This window comes from Bacillus sp. bc15, from assembly GCF_900142585.1.
GTDB lineage: Bacteria > Bacillota > Bacilli > Bacillales > Bacillaceae_G > Bacillus_A > Bacillus_A cereus.
The window spans coordinates 1-18,955 of record NZ_FRBJ01000017.1 but is presented as its reverse complement, the minus strand read 5'-3'; the positions used below and the strand labels follow the sequence as shown (position 1 = coordinate 18,955).

The window sequence follows — 18,955 nt, the reverse complement described above, 5'->3', positions numbered from 1 at the left end:
AACCACTAAGGAGGAGCATTTTTTTTATGTCAATCGAGGTAGGCAGCAAGTTACAGGGTAAAGTAACAGGTATTACAAATTTTGGGGCTTTTGTGGAGCTGCCAGAAGGCTTAACTGGTCTTGTTCATATTAGTGAAGTTGCTGATAACTATGTAAAAGATATTAACGATCACTTAAAAGTGGGCGACCAAGTAGAAGTAAAAGTTATTAATGTTGAAAAAGATGGAAAGATTGGTTTATCTATCAAAAAAGCGAAAGAACGTGAAAAAACAGAAGGAGATCGTCCACGCGGTGAATACCAACGCGGTGGTGATCAACAACGTTCTGGACGTCCACAACGTAATAATCGCTCTTTCAACAGAGATAATCGTGGTGGCGGTAACGACCGAGCTCCAAAAGAAACATTTGAGCAAAAGATGGCACGCTTCTTAAAGGATAGCGAAGATCGTTTAACTTCTTTAAAGCGTAACACAGAGTCTAAACGTGGTGGCCGTGGCGCACGTCGCGGATAATAAGGCCGTTTAGTTTTTAACATATAGAGAGGTACCCAGAGTGATGGCTCAGGGTGCTTTTTTATATGTGAAAATATATTTTAAAAAAGTTTTCAAGATGTGTTGACTTTAAATAATATCTGATGTAAGATACTAATTGTCCGTTAAATACGACGACATGGCGGTGTAGCTCAGCTGGCTAGAGCGTACGGTTCATACCCGTGAGGTCGGGGGTTCGATCCCCTCCGCCGCTATATTTATTTTAACGGCCCGTTGGTCAAGTGGTTAAGACACCGCCCTTTCACGGCGGTAACACGGGTTCGAATCCCGTACGGGTCATCTAAAAAGATCATGCAAATTTGCATGATCTTTTTTTGTTAAATGGATTAAGACATACAACACTTCTACAAAATCACCCTATATTTTCTGAATATTTAATTAAAAAATCAAGGATAACTTACATACCGTGTATATCTGTAGAGTTATTTCGAATAAAAAGTCGAACGATTATAAAAGTGAAAACTGTTGTTTTGACAAAAATCCCAACAATCATCTTTTATAATGACAGTAATTAAACTATGCAGGTGGTGTTAAAAATATGCCTAAAGCAGGAAGGAATACTATGAATACAAGTGCATTGGCAATGAATGAGAGTCAGCTTGGAGGAATAAAGTGGACGAGTAAGTTGCGAATGAAATTCGAACAAGTTTTCTTTAGATGGGGATTTATTATTGTTGTTATTGGTTTTCTTTTGGGAAGAGCATATATATTAACAAATATTTTACCGTTTGCACTACCGTTTTTTGCTGCTGTTTATGTTATGAAGCGGGATAAGATGCCGCTAGCATTTTTAGCTCTAATGGGAGGAGCTCTTTCAGTCTCGATAGATAATTTGTTTTTTACTTTTGCATCTATCTTTACTTTCTTCATTTATAATATCTTCTTTAGTAGATTTACACGTAAAACCGTTGGACTTGTTCCATTTCAAGTATTTATCTCCGCATTAACCGCACACTTAGTTGTTGTATATTTTGCGCAACAAACTGTCACCATGTACGATTTACTCGTTAGTACCATTGAGGCTGGGCTTAGTTTCGTATTAACTATGATATTTTTACAAAGTGTCCCGCTTTTAGTGGAAAGGAAAGGAAAGCAACAGGCGTTAGAGACGGAAGAAATTGTTTGTTTGATTATATTACTAGCATCTGTTTTAACGGGTACAACAGATTGGTTTGTATATGATGCTTCTATTCAACATATTTTTACAAGGTATTTAGTACTAGTATTTGCATTTATTGCGGGTGCTGCTACAGGATCTACAGTGGGGGTCGTAACAGGATTGATATTAAGTTTAGCAAATGTGTCTAGTTTGTCTCAGCTTAGCCTTCTCGCTTTTTCTGGATTACTTGGTGGGTTGTTAAAAGAAGGGAAGCGTTTAGGTGTTAGTTTAGGTTTATTAATAGGGACAAGCTTAATTACATTATATGTAGACAAGCAGACAAATATTGTAACAACTTTAATTGAGTCAGGTGTAGCGATTGCTATCTTCTTATTAACGCCAAAGCTTGTTTTGGATCGTATTGCTAAATTTATGCCAGGTACACAAGAGCATTCGCAAGATCAACAACAATATTTAAGAAGGATGCGTGATGTTACAGCGAACAAAATCAACCAATTCGCAAATGTATTTGCTGCTTTATCTAATAGTTTTTCTGTATATGGGTATGTAGAGGAAGAAGATAAAGAGACAGAAGCAGATTTGTTTTTGAGTACAATTACTGCGAAAACATGTCAAACGTGCTTTAAAAAGGATCAATGCTGGGTAGTGAATTTCGATAAAACGTACGATTATATGAAACAAATAATGAATGAAACGGAAGAAGGAACCCTGCAACATAATCGTAAATTAGTTCGTGAGTGGGATAAGCATTGTGTGAGAGGGAAAAAAGTGACGGATTTAGTAGCGGGTGAATTAGATCACTTCTATGAGGGACAAAAATTGCGAAAACAAATGAAGGAAAATCGTAGAATAGTAGCGGAGCAACTATTAGGTGTATCAAAGGTTATGGAAGATTTTGCTAAGGAAATACAACGAGAGCGTGAAAATCATCAAGTGCAGGAAGAGCAGATTATGCAAGCGTTCCGTGATTTTGGTGTCGAAGTAGAGCATGTTGATATTTATTGTTTAGATAGAGGAAGTATTGATATTGAAATGTTGATTCCAGTTGCATCTAATGAACATGGTGAATGTGAAAAGTTAGTTGCACCGATGCTTTCGGATATCCTTAAAGAAAATATTGTCGTTAAACATGAAGAAAAGTCTTCTTATCCGAATGGCCACAGTTTAATATCATTTGGTTCGGCGAAGACGTATTCTCTTGATACAGGATTGGCTACAGCCGCAAAAGGCGGTGGGTTTGTTTCGGGTGACTCTTATGCGATGATGGATTTAAGTGTTGGTAAATACGCACTTGCGATTAGTGATGGTATGGGTAATGGGCAAAGAGCTCATATGGAAAGTAAGGAAACGGTGAAATTATTACAAAAAATACTCCAATCGGGTATTGATGAAGAAATAGCTATTAAGTCTATCAATTCAATTCTTTCTTTGAGAACGACAGAAGAGATGTTTACAACATTAGATTTAGCTATGGTAGATTTGCGGGATGCGAGTGCTAGGTTTTTAAAGATTGGATCAACCCCGAGTTTTGTTAAACGCGCGAATAATATTTTGAAAATTGAAGCAAGTAATTTGCCGATGGGAATCATCGAAGATGTTGAAGTTGATGTGGTGGGTGAACAATTAAAAACGGGCGATATCCTTATTATGATGAGCGATGGGATTTTTGAGGGCGCGCAGCATGTAGAGAATCATGAATTATGGATGAAGCGGAAAATTAAAGAATTGCAAACCGAAGACCCGCAAGAAATTGCTGATATCATTATGGAAGAAGTGATTCGCTCTTGTGATGGTTATATAAATGATGATATGACTATTGTGGTGGCAAAAGTGAAGAAAAATATGCCGAAGTGGGCTACGATTCCGATTGTAGGAATGCAGGCGCAGTAAAATATAAGTGGAATGTTTATCTATAATTTGATTTTAAAAACCTAGGTGAATACCTAGGTTTTTTTGTGGGAAAAGGTAATGTTATTGATTTTATGAATATACACGGAGGATGTAAGATAAAAATGTAATTTTTGTATATCTTTTTTTTGCACAATGTTTGTAAAAGTTGTACCATTATAGACAAGGTAACTAACGTTGCTGTTCTTGTTTAATGAAAGGTGATTGCGAAGTTGAAAGATACATTTGTTGAAAAAGTAGATGACTTTGTAAAGCAGCATGATGTATTAAAGAATGATTCAACAATTGTTGTGGGAGTTTCTGGTGGTCCTGACTCGTTAGCCCTTTTATATTATTTATTAGAAAAAAGAGCGGAAAAACAGTTGGAAATTGTAGTAGCTCATGTAGATCATATGTTTAGAGGTGATGAATCTCATGAGGATTTACAGTTTGTGCAGGACCTTTGTGAAGAACTGGGAATTATTTGTGAAACGATAAGGATTAATGTATCACAATATCAACAGCAATACGGAATGAATGCACAGGTTGCTGCTAGAGAATGCAGATATGCATTTTTGGAAAGAATAATGAAGAAATATGATGCAAGATATGTTGCTCTTGGACATCATGGAGATGATCAAGTCGAGACAATTTTAATGCGTCTTGTAAGAGGGAGTACTCCGAAAGGATATGCAGGAATTGCAGTGAAGCGTCCTTTTCATAATGGATATTTAATTAGGCCGTTACTTGGGGTAACGAAGGAAGAAATTGTTGATTACTGTAATAAGCTAAATTTAATTCCACGTATAGATCCGAGTAATAAAAAGGAAGTATATACAAGGAATCGATTACGTAAATATGTCCTTCCTCACTTAAAAGAAGAAAATCCACAAATGCATGAGAAATTCCAAAAATTTAGCGTGCAGATGCAAGAGGATGAGGCTTATTTGCAGGAATTAGCTTTTGAGAAAATGAATAAAGTAATTACAAAAAAAAGTGATAAACAAATTAGCTTATCAATTCCTGCCTTTGAATCCATGTCTATGCCTTTACAAAGAAGAGGGATTCAACTAATATTAAACTATCTTTATGAATATAAGATTCCATCTTCTCTTTCTTCTATACATATTGACAAGGTGATTGAGTTTTTTAAGCGGACACAACCTTCAGGTTCACTTGATTTTCCAGGTGATTTGAAAATTGTTCGCACATACGAGGAGTGTAGCTTTAGATTTAAACAAGAAATTGTCTCTCCTTTTTTGCAAGATTTATCAGTACCCGGGACCATTACACTATTGAACGGGGATGAATTTGTAACAGAGGTGAGCGAAGATATACCAAGTAACATGAATGAAACAGTATTTGTTGCTAAGTATAATGATATATCATATCCACTTCGTATTCGTTCTAGGGAAAATGGAGATCGCATGTCAATACAAGGTATGGATGGCACGAAAAAGATAAAAGCTATTTTTATCGAAGCGAAAGTACCAAAAGAAAAAAGAGAAGAATGGCCGGTCGTTTGTGATGCAAGTGGGAACATTATTTGGGTACCCTTGTTGAAGCGATCTGCATTTGCAATTTCGAAAGAGATGGCAAAGAAGGGTAAATATATGATTATTCACTACAAAAGCAAGGAGTCTTCCGGGAGGATAATGAAATGATGAATCAAGATATCGAAAAAGTATTAATTTCTGAAGAACAAATACAAGAAAAGGTGCGCGAACTAGGTGCAGTTATTGCAGAGGATTATAAAAACACAGTACCTCTTGCAATTGGTGTATTAAAAGGCGCAATGCCATTTATGGCAGATTTATTAAAGAGAACAGATACATATCTTGAAATGGATTTTATGGCTGTATCTAGTTATGGTCACTCTACAGTTTCAACAGGCGAAGTGAAAATTTTAAAAGATCTTGATACTTCTGTAGAAGGTCGCGATATTTTAATCGTCGAAGATATTATTGATAGTGGTCTTACACTAAGCTACTTAGTAGACTTATTCAAATATCGTAAAGCGAAGTCTGTAAAAATTGTTACATTATTAGATAAGCCAACAGGCCGTAAGGTTGATCTGAAAGCGGATTATGTTGGATTTACTGTTCCACATGAATTTGTAGTAGGATATGGATTAGATTATAAAGAGCAGTACCGTAATCTTCCTTATGTAGGCGTATTAAAACCAAGCGTTTACTCAAATTAATTAAATACAGGCTTTACAATTGTATAGGAAAGTTTTTCTATGTTACGATTTACTATAGTGTTTATGCCGTGAGAGGAGGTTAGGAATGAATCGTATCTTCCGTAATACCATCTTTTATTTACTGATATTCTTAGTAGTAATTGGAATCGTGAGCTATTTTAATGGTTCGACACAAAAAACGACATCAGTTAGCTACGACAAATTCATTACTAAACTAGAAAGCGGTGAAGTGCGTAATGTGCAACTTCAACCGAAAAATGGTGTATTTGAGGTAAAAGGACAATTCAATAACTCTAGCCAAGGAGAACAATTTGTTACTTATGCACCAAATACTGAGGAATTACAAAAGAAAATCAATGATAAAGCGAAAGGTGCCGAAGTTAAGTATCAACCAGCAGAAGAAACAAGTGCTTGGGTAACATTCTTTACTTCAATCATTCCGTTTGTCATCATCTTCATTTTATTCTTCTTCTTATTAAACCAGGCTCAAGGCGGCGGTAGCCGTGTTATGAACTTCGGGAAAAGTAAGGCGAAGTTATATAATGATGAAAAGAAAAAAGTTCGTTTCAGAGATGTTGCTGGGGCGGATGAAGAGAAACAAGAACTTGTCGAGGTAGTTGAATTCTTAAAAGACCCTCGTAAGTTTTCTGAAGTTGGTGCCCGTATTCCAAAGGGTGTCCTATTAGTTGGACCTCCAGGTACAGGTAAAACTTTATTAGCACGTGCTGTTGCAGGTGAGGCTGGCGTTCCATTCTTCTCTATCAGTGGTTCTGACTTTGTAGAGATGTTTGTCGGTGTCGGTGCATCACGTGTACGTGATTTATTTGAAAATGCAAAGAAAAATGCTCCTTGTATCATTTTCATTGATGAAATTGATGCAGTAGGTCGTCAACGTGGCGCAGGTCTTGGTGGTGGTCATGATGAGCGTGAGCAAACATTGAACCAGTTACTTGTTGAAATGGATGGATTCGGTGCAAACGAAGGTATTATTATCATTGCTGCGACAAACCGTCCAGACATTCTTGACCCAGCGTTATTACGTCCAGGTCGTTTTGACCGTCAAATTACAGTAGATCGTCCAGATGTAAATGGCCGTGAAGCTGTACTGAAAGTACATGCGCGTAATAAACCGCTTGATGAGCATATTAATTTAAGAGCAATTGCGACTCGTACACCAGGATTCTCTGGTGCGGATCTTGAAAACTTATTAAACGAAGCTGCTTTAGTAGCTGCACGTCGAGATAAGAAGAAGATTGATATGAGTGATATCGATGAAGCAACGGATCGTGTTATTGCAGGTCCAGCTAAGAAAAGTCGTGTTATCTCTGAAAAAGAACGTAATATCGTTGCTTTCCATGAAGCAGGCCATACTGTAATTGGTGTTGTTCTTGATGAAGCTGATGTCGTTCATAAAGTAACAATTGTCCCTCGTGGTCAGGCTGGTGGATATGCGGTAATGCTTCCGAAGGAAGATCGTTACTTCATGACAAAGCCAGAGTTACTTGATAAAATCACTGGTTTACTTGGTGGTCGAGTAGCTGAGGAGATTGTATTTGGTGAAGCAAGTACAGGTGCTCACAACGATTTCCAACGTGCAACTGGTATTGCAAGACGTATGGTTACGGAATTCGGTATGAGTGATAAGCTTGGACCGATGCAATTTGGTAGCTCACAAGGTGGTCAGGTATTCTTAGGAAGAGACTTCCATTCAGAACAAAACTACAGTGATGCAATCGCACATGAAATTGATGTGGAAATGCAAACAATTATTAAAGAATGTTATGCTCGTGCGAAACATATTCTTACTGAAAAACGAGATAAGCTTGATATTATCGCGAAAACGTTACTTGAAGTAGAAACATTAGACGCAGAGCAAATTAATCATTTATATGATTATGGCAGATTACCTGAGCGTCCAACATCTTCAGATGATGTGAAAGTAAACATCAATATGAAGAAAGACGATGAAGATAAAGAAGATAAGTAAGAAATGAAGGAGTGACTATCGTCACTCCTTTTTTGTTTGTTAAGATTTTTGTTAATTACTATTAAGGGCTTAGTGGATAAAGTAATTTAAGTAAAACTAGTATTAAAAATTGAAATAGAGAGCAATCTTTTTGTAAAATGATGAGGATAGGAAAGCTGATTATATAAGTATGTGTGATATGATGTTTTTATAAGTTTTATACATACTACACAAATATAGATTAAATAAGATAAGTGGTGAGAATATGATTTTTGTATTGGATGTAGGGAACACAAATGCTGTACTAGGCGTGTTTGAAGAGGGGGAACTTCGTCAGCATTGGCGCATGGAAACAGATCGTCATAAGACAGAAGATGAATATGGAATGCTTGTAAAACAGTTACTTGATCATGAGGGTCTTTCGTTTGAAGATGTGAAAGGTATTATTGTGTCTTCAGTCGTACCACCAATTATGTTCGCTTTAGAACGTATGTGTGAAAAATATTTTAAAATTAAACCGCTTGTAGTAGGGCCTGGAATAAAAACGGGGCTAAATATTAAATATGAAAATCCACGTGAAGTAGGCGCAGATCGAATTGTAAATGCAGTAGCGGGAATCCAATTGTATGGAAGTCCACTTATTATTGTTGATTTTGGTACGGCTACTACATATTGTTATATTAATGAAGAAAAGCATTATATGGGTGGAGTTATTACGCCAGGAATTATGATTTCAGCAGAGGCTTTATATAGTAGGGCAGCAAAACTTCCTCGTATTGAAATTACAAAACCGAGCAGTGTTGTTGGGAAGAATACAGTAAGTGCGATGCAATCAGGTATTCTTTATGGTTATGTAGGACAAGTGGAAGGTATTGTTAAGCGTATGAAAGAAGAAGCTAAACAAGAACCGAAAGTTATTGCAACAGGTGGATTGGCGAAATTAATTTCAGAAGAATCGAATGTAATTGATATTGTAGATCCATTTTTAACGTTAAAAGGCTTGTATATGTTATATGAGCGTAATGCAAATTTACAGCATGAGAAAGGTGAATAAATAAGTATGAAAGATTATTTAGTAAAAGCGTTAGCGTTTGATGGAGAAGTACGTGCGTATAGTGTACGTACAACGAATACAGTAAGTGAGGCACAAAGACGTCATGATACATGGAGGACAGCTTCGGCGGCACTTGGTCGTTCTTTAACTGCAGGTACAATGATGGGTGCGATGTTAAAAGGTGATCAAAAGTTAACGATTAAGGTAGAAGGTAATGGTCCGATTGGCCCTATCTTAGTAGATGCTCATGCAAATGGGGATGTACGTGGCTACGTAACGAATCCACATGTTGATTTTGAAGGAACGGAACAAGGGAAATTACGTGTATATCAAGCGGTAGGTACAGAAGGGTTTGTAACAGTAATTAAAGATATTGGTATGCGTGAGCCGTTTATCGGTCAATCTCCAATCGTTTCGGGAGAACTAGGGGAAGATTTCACGTATTATTTCGCAGTTTCTGAGCAGACGCCTTCTTCTGTTGGTGTGGGTGTACTTGTAAATGGAGATGACAGCGTATTAGCGGCGGGTGGATTTATCCTTCAAATTATGCCGGGCGCACAGGAAGAAACAATTTCATTCATTGAAGATCGTTTGCAAAAAATCCCGCCTGTATCAACATTGATCGAACAAGGTCTTTCTCCAGAAGAGCTACTATATGCAGTCCTTGGAGAAGATAAAGTAAAAGTATTAGAAACAATGGATGTTCAATTTAATTGTACGTGCTCACGTGAACGTATTGAGAGTGTGTTAATTAGTTTAGGTAAAACAGAGTTAGAGCAAATTCGTGAAGAAGAAGAAGAAACAGAAGTTCATTGTCATTTCTGTAATGAACGATACAAGTTCTCTAAAGAAGATATTACAAATTTAATTGAGAATTTGTAATAAGGGGATTAACCCTCCGAATAGATTGACAAACAGGGAATTTTCTGACAAAATCTAAATATAGATAAAACCAATAAAAATACTCGGTGTTAGGAGTGACAGGAATGCGAGTGGCACAATCAGTTTCAGAATTAATCGGGAAAACGCCGATCGTTAAGTTGAACCGCATCGTAGAATCAGACAGCGCAGATATATACTTAAAACTAGAATTTATGAATCCAGGGAGTAGCGTTAAAGATCGTATTGCACTAGCTATGATTGAAGATGCTGAAAAAAAGGGATTGTTAAAAGAGGGCGATACAATCATTGAGCCAACAAGTGGTAACACAGGGATTGGTTTAGCGATGGTAGCGGCTGCTAAAGGATATAATGCAATTTTAGTAATGCCAGAAACAATGAGTATTGAGCGTCGTAATTTATTACGTGCTTACGGTGCTGAATTAGTATTGACTCCAGGTCCTGAAGGGATGGGTGGAGCAATTCGTAAAGCGACTGAATTAGCGAAAGAGCATGGCTACTTTATACCACAACAGTTCAAAAACCAATCAAATCCAGAAATTCACCGTTTAACAACAGGTCCAGAAATTATTGAACAAATGGGCGACCAATTAGATGCGTTTATTGCAGGTATTGGTACAGGTGGAACGATTACTGGTGCTGGTGAAGTGCTGAAGGAAGCGTATAAAGATATTAAAATTTATGCAGTAGAACCTGCAGATTCACCAGTATTATCTGGGGGGAAACCAGGTCCACATAAAATCCAAGGAATTGGGGCGGGATTTGTTCCGGAGACGTTGGATGTAGAAGTATATGATGAAATTATTCAAGTGAAAACAGAGCAAGCATTTGAATATGCGAGAAGAGTGGCTAAAGAGGAAGGTATTTTAGTTGGTATCTCTTCAGGCGCAGTTATTTATGCAGCAACAGAAGTTGCGAAAAAGTTAGGTAAAGGGAAAAAGGTACTTGTTATTATCCCGAGTAACGGTGAACGTTATTTAAGTACACCACTTTATCAATTTGAATCATAATTAAATGCGATTGAAAAAGCATCCTTGAAAAAGGATGCTTTTTCTTTTTGGATTGGAAATAGGAAAAGAGTGAATGACTAGAAAACTTCATGTAAAATAAGAGGTAGTATAATTAAATTATTTTCACTAGCCTTCGAGTATAATCAATCTCTATATAAATAACTTATGTAGTTGGAGCTGGTTCATCTAAGAGGGTGGGATAAAAGAAGACGGGGTGTTGATATGCAACGAAGAAAATCTTTAGCGCTTTCTATTCCATATCAGTTAGATTTCTTTAAGCAATATAAATTTCTTTCTCAGGATAAGCCGCAACATATTTTGCTGGAAAGTGGACGTGGCGGTCGTTATAACATAGTGGGTTTAAACCCGGTAGCGGTAATCCAAGGGAAGGGTGAAAAGTTACATATAAGTGAAAGCGGTAAGGAAACAATAAAAAGAGGGAATCCATTAGATTTAATGCAAGAATATATGGAGAAATGGAAAACAGACTACAATCCAGAGTACCCGCTTTTTCAAGGTGGTGCAATTGGCTACTTTAGTTATGATTGTATCCGTTATATCGAAAAACTCCCTTCTCTTGCAGAGGATGATCTGAATATACCCGATATATACTTTTTATTATTTGACGATGTGTTTGTCTATGATCAAAAAGAAAAGCTATTGTGGATTATTACACATTATGTAGATAAGCATGCAGAAGCAGAAGAACGTTTAAATGAATGGAAGGATCTTTGGGTGGCAGAAGTGCCTGAAGTGACTATGCCGTTTGAACGTCCTAAAAAGAAAAATGAAGCGGTTGCCTTTACAGAAACAGGCTTTATGAAGGCAGTTGAATGTATTCAAGAATATATTGGAGCGGGTGATGTGTTCCAAGTAAACTTGTCGACTAGACAAGAAAGAACTTTACAAACGCATCCACTAGAAATTTATACAAGTCTTCGTGAAATTAATCCATCTCCATATATGGGTTACCTGGAGCTTGGGGATTTTCAAATTGTTAGTGGATCGCCAGAGTTGTTAATTAAGAAACAAGGAACTGAAGTAAGTACAAGACCAATTGCTGGAACGAGATCTAGAGGCGCGGATGAGCAAGAGGATGAAGAATTAGCAAGAGAATTAATTGAGAACGAAAAAGAAAGAGCAGAGCATGTAATGCTTGTGGATTTAGAAAGAAATGATTTAGGGCGTGTTTGTAAATATGGCACTGTAGAAGTAGATGAATTTATGGTAATTGAGAAATACTCACATGTTATGCATATTGTTTCTAATGTGCGTGGTGAGGTGGAAGAAGATAAAGATGCTTTTGATTTAGTGAAGGCTGTATTCCCTGGTGGAACAATTACTGGTGCCCCGAAAATACGTACAATGGAAATTATTGAGGAATTAGAACCTGTTCGCCGAGGGATTTATACAGGTTCAATCGGTTGGATTGGTTATTCTGGAGATACAGAATTGAATATTGTAATTAGAACACTTCTTGCTAAAGATGGAAAAGCTCATGTACAAGCGGGGGCGGGAATTGTAATTGATTCAAATCCGGAAAACGAATATAAAGAGTCGTTAAAAAAGGCGATTGCTTTATGGCGTGCAAAAGAACGTAGCGAAGAAACGGTTAGGTGAGAGAAATGATATTAATGATTGATAATTATGATTCTTTTACATTTAATTTAGTGCAGTTTCTTGGAGAACTTGGACAAGAGCTCGTTGTTAAACGTAACGATGAAGTGACGATTTCAGATATCGAGAATATGAAACCAGATTTTCTAATGATTTCTCCAGGTCCATGTAGTCCTAATGAAGCGGGGATTAGTATGGAAGTTATTAAATACTTCGCGGGGAAGATTCCGATTTTTGGAGTTTGTTTAGGGCATCAATCTATTGCACAAGTGTTTGGTGGAGAGGTTGTTCGTGCAGAACGATTAATGCATGGGAAAACTTCGCTTATGCATCATGATGGAAAGACGATTTTTTCGGATATTCCTAATCCGTTTACTGCGACGCGCTATCATTCCCTTATTGTTAAGAAAGAGACGTTACCAGATTGCTTAGAGGTAACATCTTGGACGGAGGAAGGGGAAATTATGGCACTTCGTCATAAGACATTGCCGATAGAGGGTGTGCAATTCCATCCGGAATCTATTATGACTTCTCATGGGAAAGAGTTATTGCAGAATTTCATTCGTAAATACAGTCCAAGTGCGACATTATGTTAATTTACGTAAATGGTCAGTATGTAGAAGCAAGTGAAGCGAGAATTTCTCCTTATGATCATGGTTATTTATATGGTCTTGGAGTTTTTGAAACGTTTCGTATTTATAATGGTCATCCTTTCTTATTGGATGATCATTATGACCGTTTAATAGAGGCGCTGGATACATTGCAAATTAAATGGACAATGACAAAAAATGATGTGATGCTTATTTTGAAAGATTTACTCGCTAAGAATGAATTGAAGCATGCATATGTACGTTTTAATGTATCGGCAGGTATAGATGAAATAGGATTACAAACGGAAATATACGAAGAGCCTTCGGTTATTGTTTTTATAAAACCTTTAACAGCTCCAGGAGATGTAGTAGAAAAAGAAGGTGTTATTTTAAAACAAGTGCGAAATACACCGGAAGGGACATTTCGCCTGAAGTCTCATCACTATTTAAATAATATTTTAGGTAAGCGTGAAATTGGAAATGTTGTGAGCAAGGAAGGTATTTTCCTTACTGAAGCAGGTTATGTTGCAGAGGGTATTGTTTCGAATCTATTTTTTGTGAAAGGTGATGTTTTATATACACCTTCGTTAGAGACAGGTATTTTAAATGGTATCACTCGTGCGTTTATTATAAAGAGTGCTGAAGAATTAAATATAGAAGTAAAGGAAGGTTTCTTTACAAAAGATGAGCTACTTTCAGCGGATGAAGTCTTCGTAACAAACTCCATTCAAGAAATTGTTCCGCTTTATCGTATAGAAGCGCAGGATTTCCCGGGTAAAGTAGGAGTGGTTACAAAAAGTTTAATGTACCTTTATGGAATGCAAAGAGAGAAATTATGGAGCAGAAATGAATTACGAAGAGGAGATGTGTAGTTTGAAGTGGGATTATGATTTACGCTGCGGCGAATATACATTGAATTTAAATGAAAAGACATTAATTATGGGGATTTTAAATGTAACACCAGATTCGTTTTCTGATGGTGGGAGTTACAACGAGGTAGATGCTGCGGTACGTCACGCAAAAGAAATGCAAGGTGAAGGTGCTCATATTATTGATATTGGTGGCGAATCTACTCGCCCAGGTTTTGCTAAAGTATCAGTAGAGGAAGAAATAAAGCGAGTCGTCCCGATGATTCAAGCAGTTTCAAAAGAAGTAAAATTACCTATATCTATCGATACATATAAAGCTGAAGTTGCAAAACAAGCAATTGAGGCTGGTGCTCATATTATTAATGATATTTGGGGGGCGAAGGCGGAGCCGAAAATTGCTGAAGTCGCAGCCCATTATGATGTACCCATCATTTTAATGCATAACCGTGATAATATGAATTATCGTAATTTAATGGCGGATATGATTGCTGATTTGTATGACAGTATTAAAATTGCTAAAAATGCTGGTGTGCGAGATGAGAATATTATTTTAGATCCAGGTATCGGTTTTGCTAAAACACCGGAGCAGAACTTAGAGGCGATGCGTAATTTAGAACAGTTAAATATGCTAGGTTATCCGGTTCTCTTAGGTACTTCGAGAAAGTCCTTTATTGGGCACGTATTAGATTTGCCAGTAGAGGAACGCCTTGAGGGAACAGGAGCTACTGTTTGTCTTGGTATTGAAAAGGGCTGTGAGTTTGTTCGTGTCCATGATGTGAAAGAAATGGCGCGTATGGCTAAAATGATGGATGCGATGATTGGTAAGGGGGTAAGGTAATTGGATAAAATTTATATCCATGATATGGAATTTTACGGTTATCATGGTGTGTTTCCAGAGGAGAATAGATTAGGTCAGAGATTTAAAGTTGACTTAACGGTGGAGTTGGATTTAAAGCGTGCAGGGGAAAGTGATGACTTAGAGCATTCTGTCAATTATGGAGAGCTTTTCGAATTATGTAGAAAAGTTGTTGAGGATAGAAAGTATAAGCTTGTGGAGAGTATCGCTGAAAATATTGCTGCAGATATATTAAAGCAATATAAAAGGATTTCACGGTGTACAATTAAGGTGATTAAACCAGATCCGCCGATACCGGGCCATTATCGCGCTGTAGCAGTAGAAATTACGAGAGAACGTCCATGAATAATATAGCGTACATTGCATTAGGGTCAAATATTGGAGAGCGTTATACGTATTTAACTGAAGCCATTCAGTTTTTAAATAAAAGTCCGTATATTCAAGTTGATGATGTTTCGTCAGTGTATGAAACTGATCCAGTTGGCTATACTGACCAAAGTTGTTTTTTAAATTTAGTTATAAAAATTTCTACCAATTTATCACCGCAAGAATTATTGAAAGTAACACAAAAAGTAGAAAATGACCTAGGAAGAAAAAGGGAAATTAGGTGGGGGCCGAGGACTATCGACCTTGACATTTTACTTTATAATCAAGAGAATATTGAAGCAGAGAATCTTATTGTTCCGCATCCGCGGATGTTCGAAAGAGCTTTTGTTATCGTTCCGTTGTTAGAGATTAATCAAGATATAAAACAAAACATTTCACGTTCACAAGTAGAAGAAATGAAAAGGCGAGAGGGAGTAACGGTATGGAAGCAGAAAAATGGGGAAGACGCATTCGTGCTTTTCGAAAGCTAAAAGGCTACACGCAAGAAGGTTTTGCTAAAGAATTAGGGGTATCAGTATCTGTTTTAGGTGAAGTTGAGAGAGGGAATCGATCGCCTTCTCAAGATTTTGTAGTAGAAGTTGCTAAGGCGTTAAATGTTTCGATAGATGAATTAATGCCAAAGTGACTGTGCAGGAAGGAGTAGGTTGATTGTTAAAGATTGCAAATATTGAGATGAAAAATCCGGTTGTATTAGCACCGATGGCGGGAGTGTGTAACTCTGCATTCCGTTTAACAGTTAAAGAATTTGGTGCAGGTTTAGTTTGTGCTGAAATGGTAAGTGATAAGGCAATATTACTGAATAACAAAAGAACATTAGATATGTTATATATTGATGAGAGAGAAAAACCATTAAGTTTACAAATTTTCGGTGGAGAGAAAGAAACGCTTGTAGATGCTGCGAAATACGTAGATAAATATACGACAGCAGACATTATTGATATTAATATGGGTTGCCCAGTACCGAAAATCGTTAAATGTGATGCGGGGGCAAGGTGGCTTCTAGATCCAAATAAAATATACGAAATGGTAGCAGCGGTTGTAGATGCTGTTGAAAAGCCGGTTACGGTTAAAATGCGTATCGGTTGGGATGAAGAACATATTTTCGCAATAGAAAATGCTAGAGCTGTTGAGCGTGCTGGCGGACAAGCTGTGGCGGTTCACGGACGTACGCGAGTGCAAATGTATGAAGGGAAAGCAGATTGGGATATCATTAAACAAGTAAAGCAAGCTGTGAATATCCCGGTTATCGGAAATGGTGATGTCGAAACACCGCAAGATGCGAAGCGTATGCTTGATGAGATTGGTGTAGATGGTGTTATGATTGGTCGTGCAGCTCTTGGGGATCCATGGATGATTTATCGTACGGTAAAGTATTTAGAGACAGGTGAATTAATGCCGGAACCAACAGTCCGTGAGAAAATTGATGTATGTATGTTGCATCTAGATCGTCTTATCGATTTAAAGAACGAAAATGTTGCTGTAAGAGAGATGAGAAAGCATGCGGCTTGGTATTTAAAAGGTGTTCGTGGTAATGCGAGTGTGCGTAATGGTATCAATACTTGCAACACGCGTGAAGACCTTGCGAATGTATTAGGTGCATTTGTAGAAGAAGTAGAGGCGAAACAACAAACAATTTACGTTGGTTAATAAGGAGGACGGAGAAGATTGACATTCTTCTACACACTTCCTATAATTACGTGAAAGAAAGAAGAACTGCCAGTTAGTTGCTGGCAGTTTTTCTAGTTGAGTAGAAAATGCTATACTGTATATATTGTAAAAATTAATAGAGCTGGAGTGATATCAATATCATGGATAACATGAACCACGAAGAATTAAACGACCAATTGCTTGTTCGTCGTGAAAAGCTACATAATTTACGTGAGCAAGGAATCGATCCGTTTGGTAAACGATTTGAACGCACAAATTCAACAACCGACTTAGTAAGTCTATATGGAGAATTCTCTAAAGAAGAATTAGAAGAGAAGGAAATCACGGTTTCTATCGCTGGTCGTATTATGACAAAACGCGGTAAAGGAAAAGCTGGATTCGCACACATTCAAGATTTACACGGACAAGTTCAAATTTACGTTCGTAAAGATACTGTTGGAGATGAAGAGTACGAGTTATTTACGACAGCAGATTTAGGTGACTTAGTAGGTATTGAAGGTAAAGTGTTCAAAACAAACGTTGGAGAACTTTCAGTAAAAGCAACAGGATTTACGCTTTTAACGAAATCTCTTCGTCCATTACCGGATAAATACCATGGATTAAAAGATGTTGAACAACGATACCGTCAACGTTACTTAGACTTAATTACAAGTATGGAAAGTCGTGAAACATTTGTTACTCGTAGTAAAATCATTCGTGAAATGAGAAGATATTTAGATGACAACGGTTATCTTGAAGTAGAAACGCCTATGATGCACGCGATTGCGGGTGGAGCATCTGCTCGTCCTTTCACTACGCATCATAATGCGTTAGATATGGAATTATATATGCGTATCGCAATTGAACTTCATTTAAAACGTCTTATTGTGGGCGGATTAGAAAAAGTTTATGAGATCGGCCGTGTATTCCGTAATGAGGGTGTATCAACTCGTCATAATCCTGAGTTTACGATGATTGAATTATATGAAGCGTACGCTGATTATAATGATATTATGAAACTAACAGAAAATATGGTTGCTCATATTGCGAAAAAAGTATTGGGTACAACAACGATCCAATATGGTGATTATGAAATTAATCTAGAACCAGAATGGACACGTCTTCATATGGTAGATGCAATTAAGCAACACTCTGGAGCGGATTTCTGGACTCCGATGAGTGTAGAAGAAGCGCGTGAGCTTGCAAAAGAACATAATGTAGAAATTAAGGATACAATGGAAGTTGGTCATATCATTAATGAGTTCTTCGAGCAAAAAGTAGAAGATAAATTAATTCAACCAACATTTATTTACGGTCATCCGGTAGAAATTTCGCCACTTGCGAAAAAGAATGACGAAGATCCACGATTCACAGATCGTTTCGAGTTATTTATCGTTGCACGTGAACATGCAAATGCATTCACTGAGTTAAACGATCCAATTGATCAAAAAGAACGTTTTGAAGCTCAATTAAAAGAGCGTGAGCAAGGTAATGACGAAGCTCACATGATGGATGATGATTATATCGAAGCTCTTGAGTACGGTATGCCTCCTACGGGTGGATTAGGAATCGGTATTGATCGTCTAGTTATGTTATTAACAAATGCACCATCTATTCGTGATGTATTATTATTCCCTGCTATGCGTCATAAACAAGACTAAGCTTTGGAGATTTCTCCAAAGCTTTTTTTATTTGAGTATGAGTTGCGTGGGTATAATAGATCTTGATGGTGCGAGAAATTATATTTATATAGAAGAAATGTGCTGTTTTTATACTTTTTTACTAAGTTAAAAATTTTATTAGAAAAACTATTGCATTTTAATAATTAAACTGGTATATTTATATCCGTTACCACGAAAGGTAACAAGCAAAACAAACGAAAAACAACTTATTGAAAAAAGTTGTTGACGAAAATATAACAAAATGTTATATTGATAAAGTCGCTTGTGAGCGACAACGTAGTTCTTTGAAAACTGAACGAAACAAACAACGTGAAACGTCAATTTTTATTTTTAGATGCTAGACAAACTAACTTTATTGGAGAGTTTGATCCTGGCTCAGGATGAACGCTGGCGGCGTGCCTAATACATGCAAGTCGAGCGAATGGATTGAGAGCTTGCTCTCAAGAAGTTAGCGGCGGACGGGTGAGTAACACGTGGGTAACCTGCCCATAAGACTGGGATAACTCCGGGAAACCGGGGCTAATACCGGATAACATTTTGAACTGCATGGTTCGAAATTGAAAGGCGGCTTCGGCTGTCACTTATGGATGGACCCGCGTCGCATTAGCTAGTTGGT

The 18,955-nt window shown here is 37.3% G+C and carries 17 protein-coding genes, 2 tRNA genes and 1 rRNA gene; all 20 read left to right on the top strand.

Annotation, left to right across the window (positions count from 1 at the left end; translation table 11 throughout):
* The first annotated feature begins 26 nt into the window (after nt 1–26).
* Nucleotides 27–512 carry a S1 domain-containing RNA-binding protein gene (locus BUA87_RS27820; RefSeq protein ID WP_000021451.1) on the top strand — a complete coding sequence of 162 codons (486 nt, stop codon included), beginning with the start codon at nt 27–29 and terminating at the stop codon, nt 510–512.
* Between the two features lie 159 nt (nt 513–671).
* Nucleotides 672–745: transfer RNA gene (locus BUA87_RS27815), tRNA-Met, on the top strand.
* 13 nt (nt 746–758) lie between these two features.
* A tRNA-Glu gene (locus tag BUA87_RS27810) sits at nt 759–830 on the top strand.
* 259 nt (nt 831–1,089) lie between these two features.
* Entirely contained in the window at nt 1,090–3,561 is a 2,472-nt protein-coding gene (gene spoIIE / locus BUA87_RS27805; protein ID WP_001123550.1) for a stage II sporulation protein E, read from the top strand.
* Between the two features lie 230 nt (nt 3,562–3,791).
* Nucleotides 3,792–5,222: a tRNA lysidine(34) synthetase TilS gene (gene tilS, locus BUA87_RS27800; RefSeq protein ID WP_000655457.1), complete on the top strand. Its 1,431-nt coding sequence runs from the start codon at nt 3,792–3,794 to the stop codon at nt 5,220–5,222.
* A complete protein-coding gene (gene hpt, locus BUA87_RS27795) occupies nt 5,219–5,761 on the top strand; it encodes a hypoxanthine phosphoribosyltransferase (protein ID WP_000981846.1) in 543 nt (180 codons plus the stop codon). The genes tilS and hpt overlap by 4 nt, the downstream gene beginning before the upstream one ends.
* 85 nt (nt 5,762–5,846) lie before the next feature.
* Nucleotides 5,847–7,748, top strand: coding sequence for an ATP-dependent zinc metalloprotease FtsH (gene ftsH, locus BUA87_RS27790; RefSeq protein WP_001079669.1), 1,902 nt, complete (start codon nt 5,847–5,849; stop codon nt 7,746–7,748).
* 244 nt (nt 7,749–7,992) lie between these two features.
* Nucleotides 7,993–8,781 carry a type III pantothenate kinase gene (locus tag BUA87_RS27785; protein ID WP_000578365.1) on the top strand — a complete coding sequence of 263 codons (789 nt, stop codon included), beginning with the start codon at nt 7,993–7,995 and terminating at the stop codon, nt 8,779–8,781.
* Nucleotides 8,782–8,787: 6 nt separating this feature from the next.
* Complete coding sequence (gene hslO / locus BUA87_RS27780; RefSeq protein ID WP_000656367.1) at nt 8,788–9,663, top strand: redox-regulated molecular chaperone HslO; 876 nt, start codon at nt 8,788–8,790, stop codon at nt 9,661–9,663.
* 104 nt (nt 9,664–9,767) lie between these two features.
* Nucleotides 9,768–10,691, top strand: a complete 924-nt coding sequence (gene cysK, locus BUA87_RS27775) for a cysteine synthase A (RefSeq protein ID WP_001261712.1) — start codon at nt 9,768–9,770, stop codon at nt 10,689–10,691.
* Between the two features lie 222 nt (nt 10,692–10,913).
* Nucleotides 10,914–12,311, top strand: coding sequence for an aminodeoxychorismate synthase component I (gene pabB, locus BUA87_RS27770; protein WP_071713456.1), 1,398 nt, complete (start codon nt 10,914–10,916; stop codon nt 12,309–12,311).
* Between the two features lie 5 nt (nt 12,312–12,316).
* Nucleotides 12,317–12,904, top strand: coding sequence for an aminodeoxychorismate/anthranilate synthase component II (gene pabA / locus BUA87_RS27765; protein WP_000602297.1), 588 nt, complete (start codon nt 12,317–12,319; stop codon nt 12,902–12,904).
* Entirely contained in the window at nt 12,898–13,770 is an 873-nt protein-coding gene (gene pabC / locus BUA87_RS27760) for an aminodeoxychorismate lyase (RefSeq protein WP_016513295.1), read from the top strand. The genes pabA and pabC overlap by 7 nt, the downstream gene beginning before the upstream one ends.
* Nucleotides 13,745–14,605: a dihydropteroate synthase gene (gene folP / locus BUA87_RS27755; protein WP_072941450.1), complete on the top strand. Its 861-nt coding sequence runs from the start codon at nt 13,745–13,747 to the stop codon at nt 14,603–14,605. Before pabC ends, folP begins: the two co-directional genes overlap by 26 nt.
* Nucleotides 14,606–14,968: a dihydroneopterin aldolase gene (gene folB / locus BUA87_RS27750; protein WP_000358069.1), complete on the top strand. Its 363-nt coding sequence runs from the start codon at nt 14,606–14,608 to the stop codon at nt 14,966–14,968.
* Nucleotides 14,965–15,480, top strand: coding sequence for a 2-amino-4-hydroxy-6-hydroxymethyldihydropteridine diphosphokinase (folK, locus tag BUA87_RS27745; RefSeq protein WP_001059456.1), 516 nt, complete (start codon nt 14,965–14,967; stop codon nt 15,478–15,480). The genes folB and folK overlap by 4 nt, the downstream gene beginning before the upstream one ends.
* A complete protein-coding gene (locus BUA87_RS27740) occupies nt 15,432–15,635 on the top strand; it encodes a helix-turn-helix domain-containing protein (RefSeq protein ID WP_000387030.1) in 204 nt (67 codons plus the stop codon). Before folK ends, BUA87_RS27740 begins: the two co-directional genes overlap by 49 nt.
* Nucleotides 15,636–15,658: 23 nt before the next feature.
* A complete protein-coding gene (gene dusB / locus BUA87_RS27735; RefSeq protein WP_000912249.1) occupies nt 15,659–16,657 on the top strand; it encodes a tRNA dihydrouridine synthase DusB in 999 nt (332 codons plus the stop codon).
* A 161-nt stretch (nt 16,658–16,818) separates the two neighbouring features.
* Nucleotides 16,819–18,318 carry a lysine--tRNA ligase gene (gene lysS, locus BUA87_RS27730; RefSeq protein ID WP_000369686.1) on the top strand — a complete coding sequence of 500 codons (1,500 nt, stop codon included), beginning with the start codon at nt 16,819–16,821 and terminating at the stop codon, nt 18,316–18,318.
* 373 nt (nt 18,319–18,691) lie between these two features.
* Nucleotides 18,692–18,955 (top strand): 16S ribosomal RNA (locus tag BUA87_RS27725); the annotation flags it as partial.

Coding starts and splice junctions, on each gene's coding strand:
- folP (WP_072941450.1), top strand. CDS start 13,745: ATGAATTACGAAGAGGAGATGTGTAGTTTGAAGTGGGATTATGATTTA.
- cysK (WP_001261712.1), top strand. CDS start 9,768: ATGCGAGTGGCACAATCAGTTTCAGAATTAATCGGGAAAACGCCGATC.
- lysS (WP_000369686.1), top strand. CDS start 16,819: ATGGATAACATGAACCACGAAGAATTAAACGACCAATTGCTTGTTCGT.
- hpt (WP_000981846.1), top strand. CDS start 5,219: ATGATGAATCAAGATATCGAAAAAGTATTAATTTCTGAAGAACAAATA.
- BUA87_RS27740 (WP_000387030.1), top strand. CDS start 15,432: ATGGAAGCAGAAAAATGGGGAAGACGCATTCGTGCTTTTCGAAAGCTA.
- ftsH (WP_001079669.1), top strand. CDS start 5,847: ATGAATCGTATCTTCCGTAATACCATCTTTTATTTACTGATATTCTTA.
- pabC (WP_016513295.1), top strand. CDS start 12,898: ATGTTAATTTACGTAAATGGTCAGTATGTAGAAGCAAGTGAAGCGAGA.
- spoIIE (WP_001123550.1), top strand. CDS start 1,090: ATGCCTAAAGCAGGAAGGAATACTATGAATACAAGTGCATTGGCAATG.
- folK (WP_001059456.1), top strand. CDS start 14,965: ATGAATAATATAGCGTACATTGCATTAGGGTCAAATATTGGAGAGCGT.
- pabA (WP_000602297.1), top strand. CDS start 12,317: ATGATATTAATGATTGATAATTATGATTCTTTTACATTTAATTTAGTG.
- BUA87_RS27785 (WP_000578365.1), top strand. CDS start 7,993: ATGATTTTTGTATTGGATGTAGGGAACACAAATGCTGTACTAGGCGTG.
- pabB (WP_071713456.1), top strand. CDS start 10,914: ATGCAACGAAGAAAATCTTTAGCGCTTTCTATTCCATATCAGTTAGAT.
- hslO (WP_000656367.1), top strand. CDS start 8,788: ATGAAAGATTATTTAGTAAAAGCGTTAGCGTTTGATGGAGAAGTACGT.
- BUA87_RS27820 (WP_000021451.1), top strand. CDS start 27: ATGTCAATCGAGGTAGGCAGCAAGTTACAGGGTAAAGTAACAGGTATT.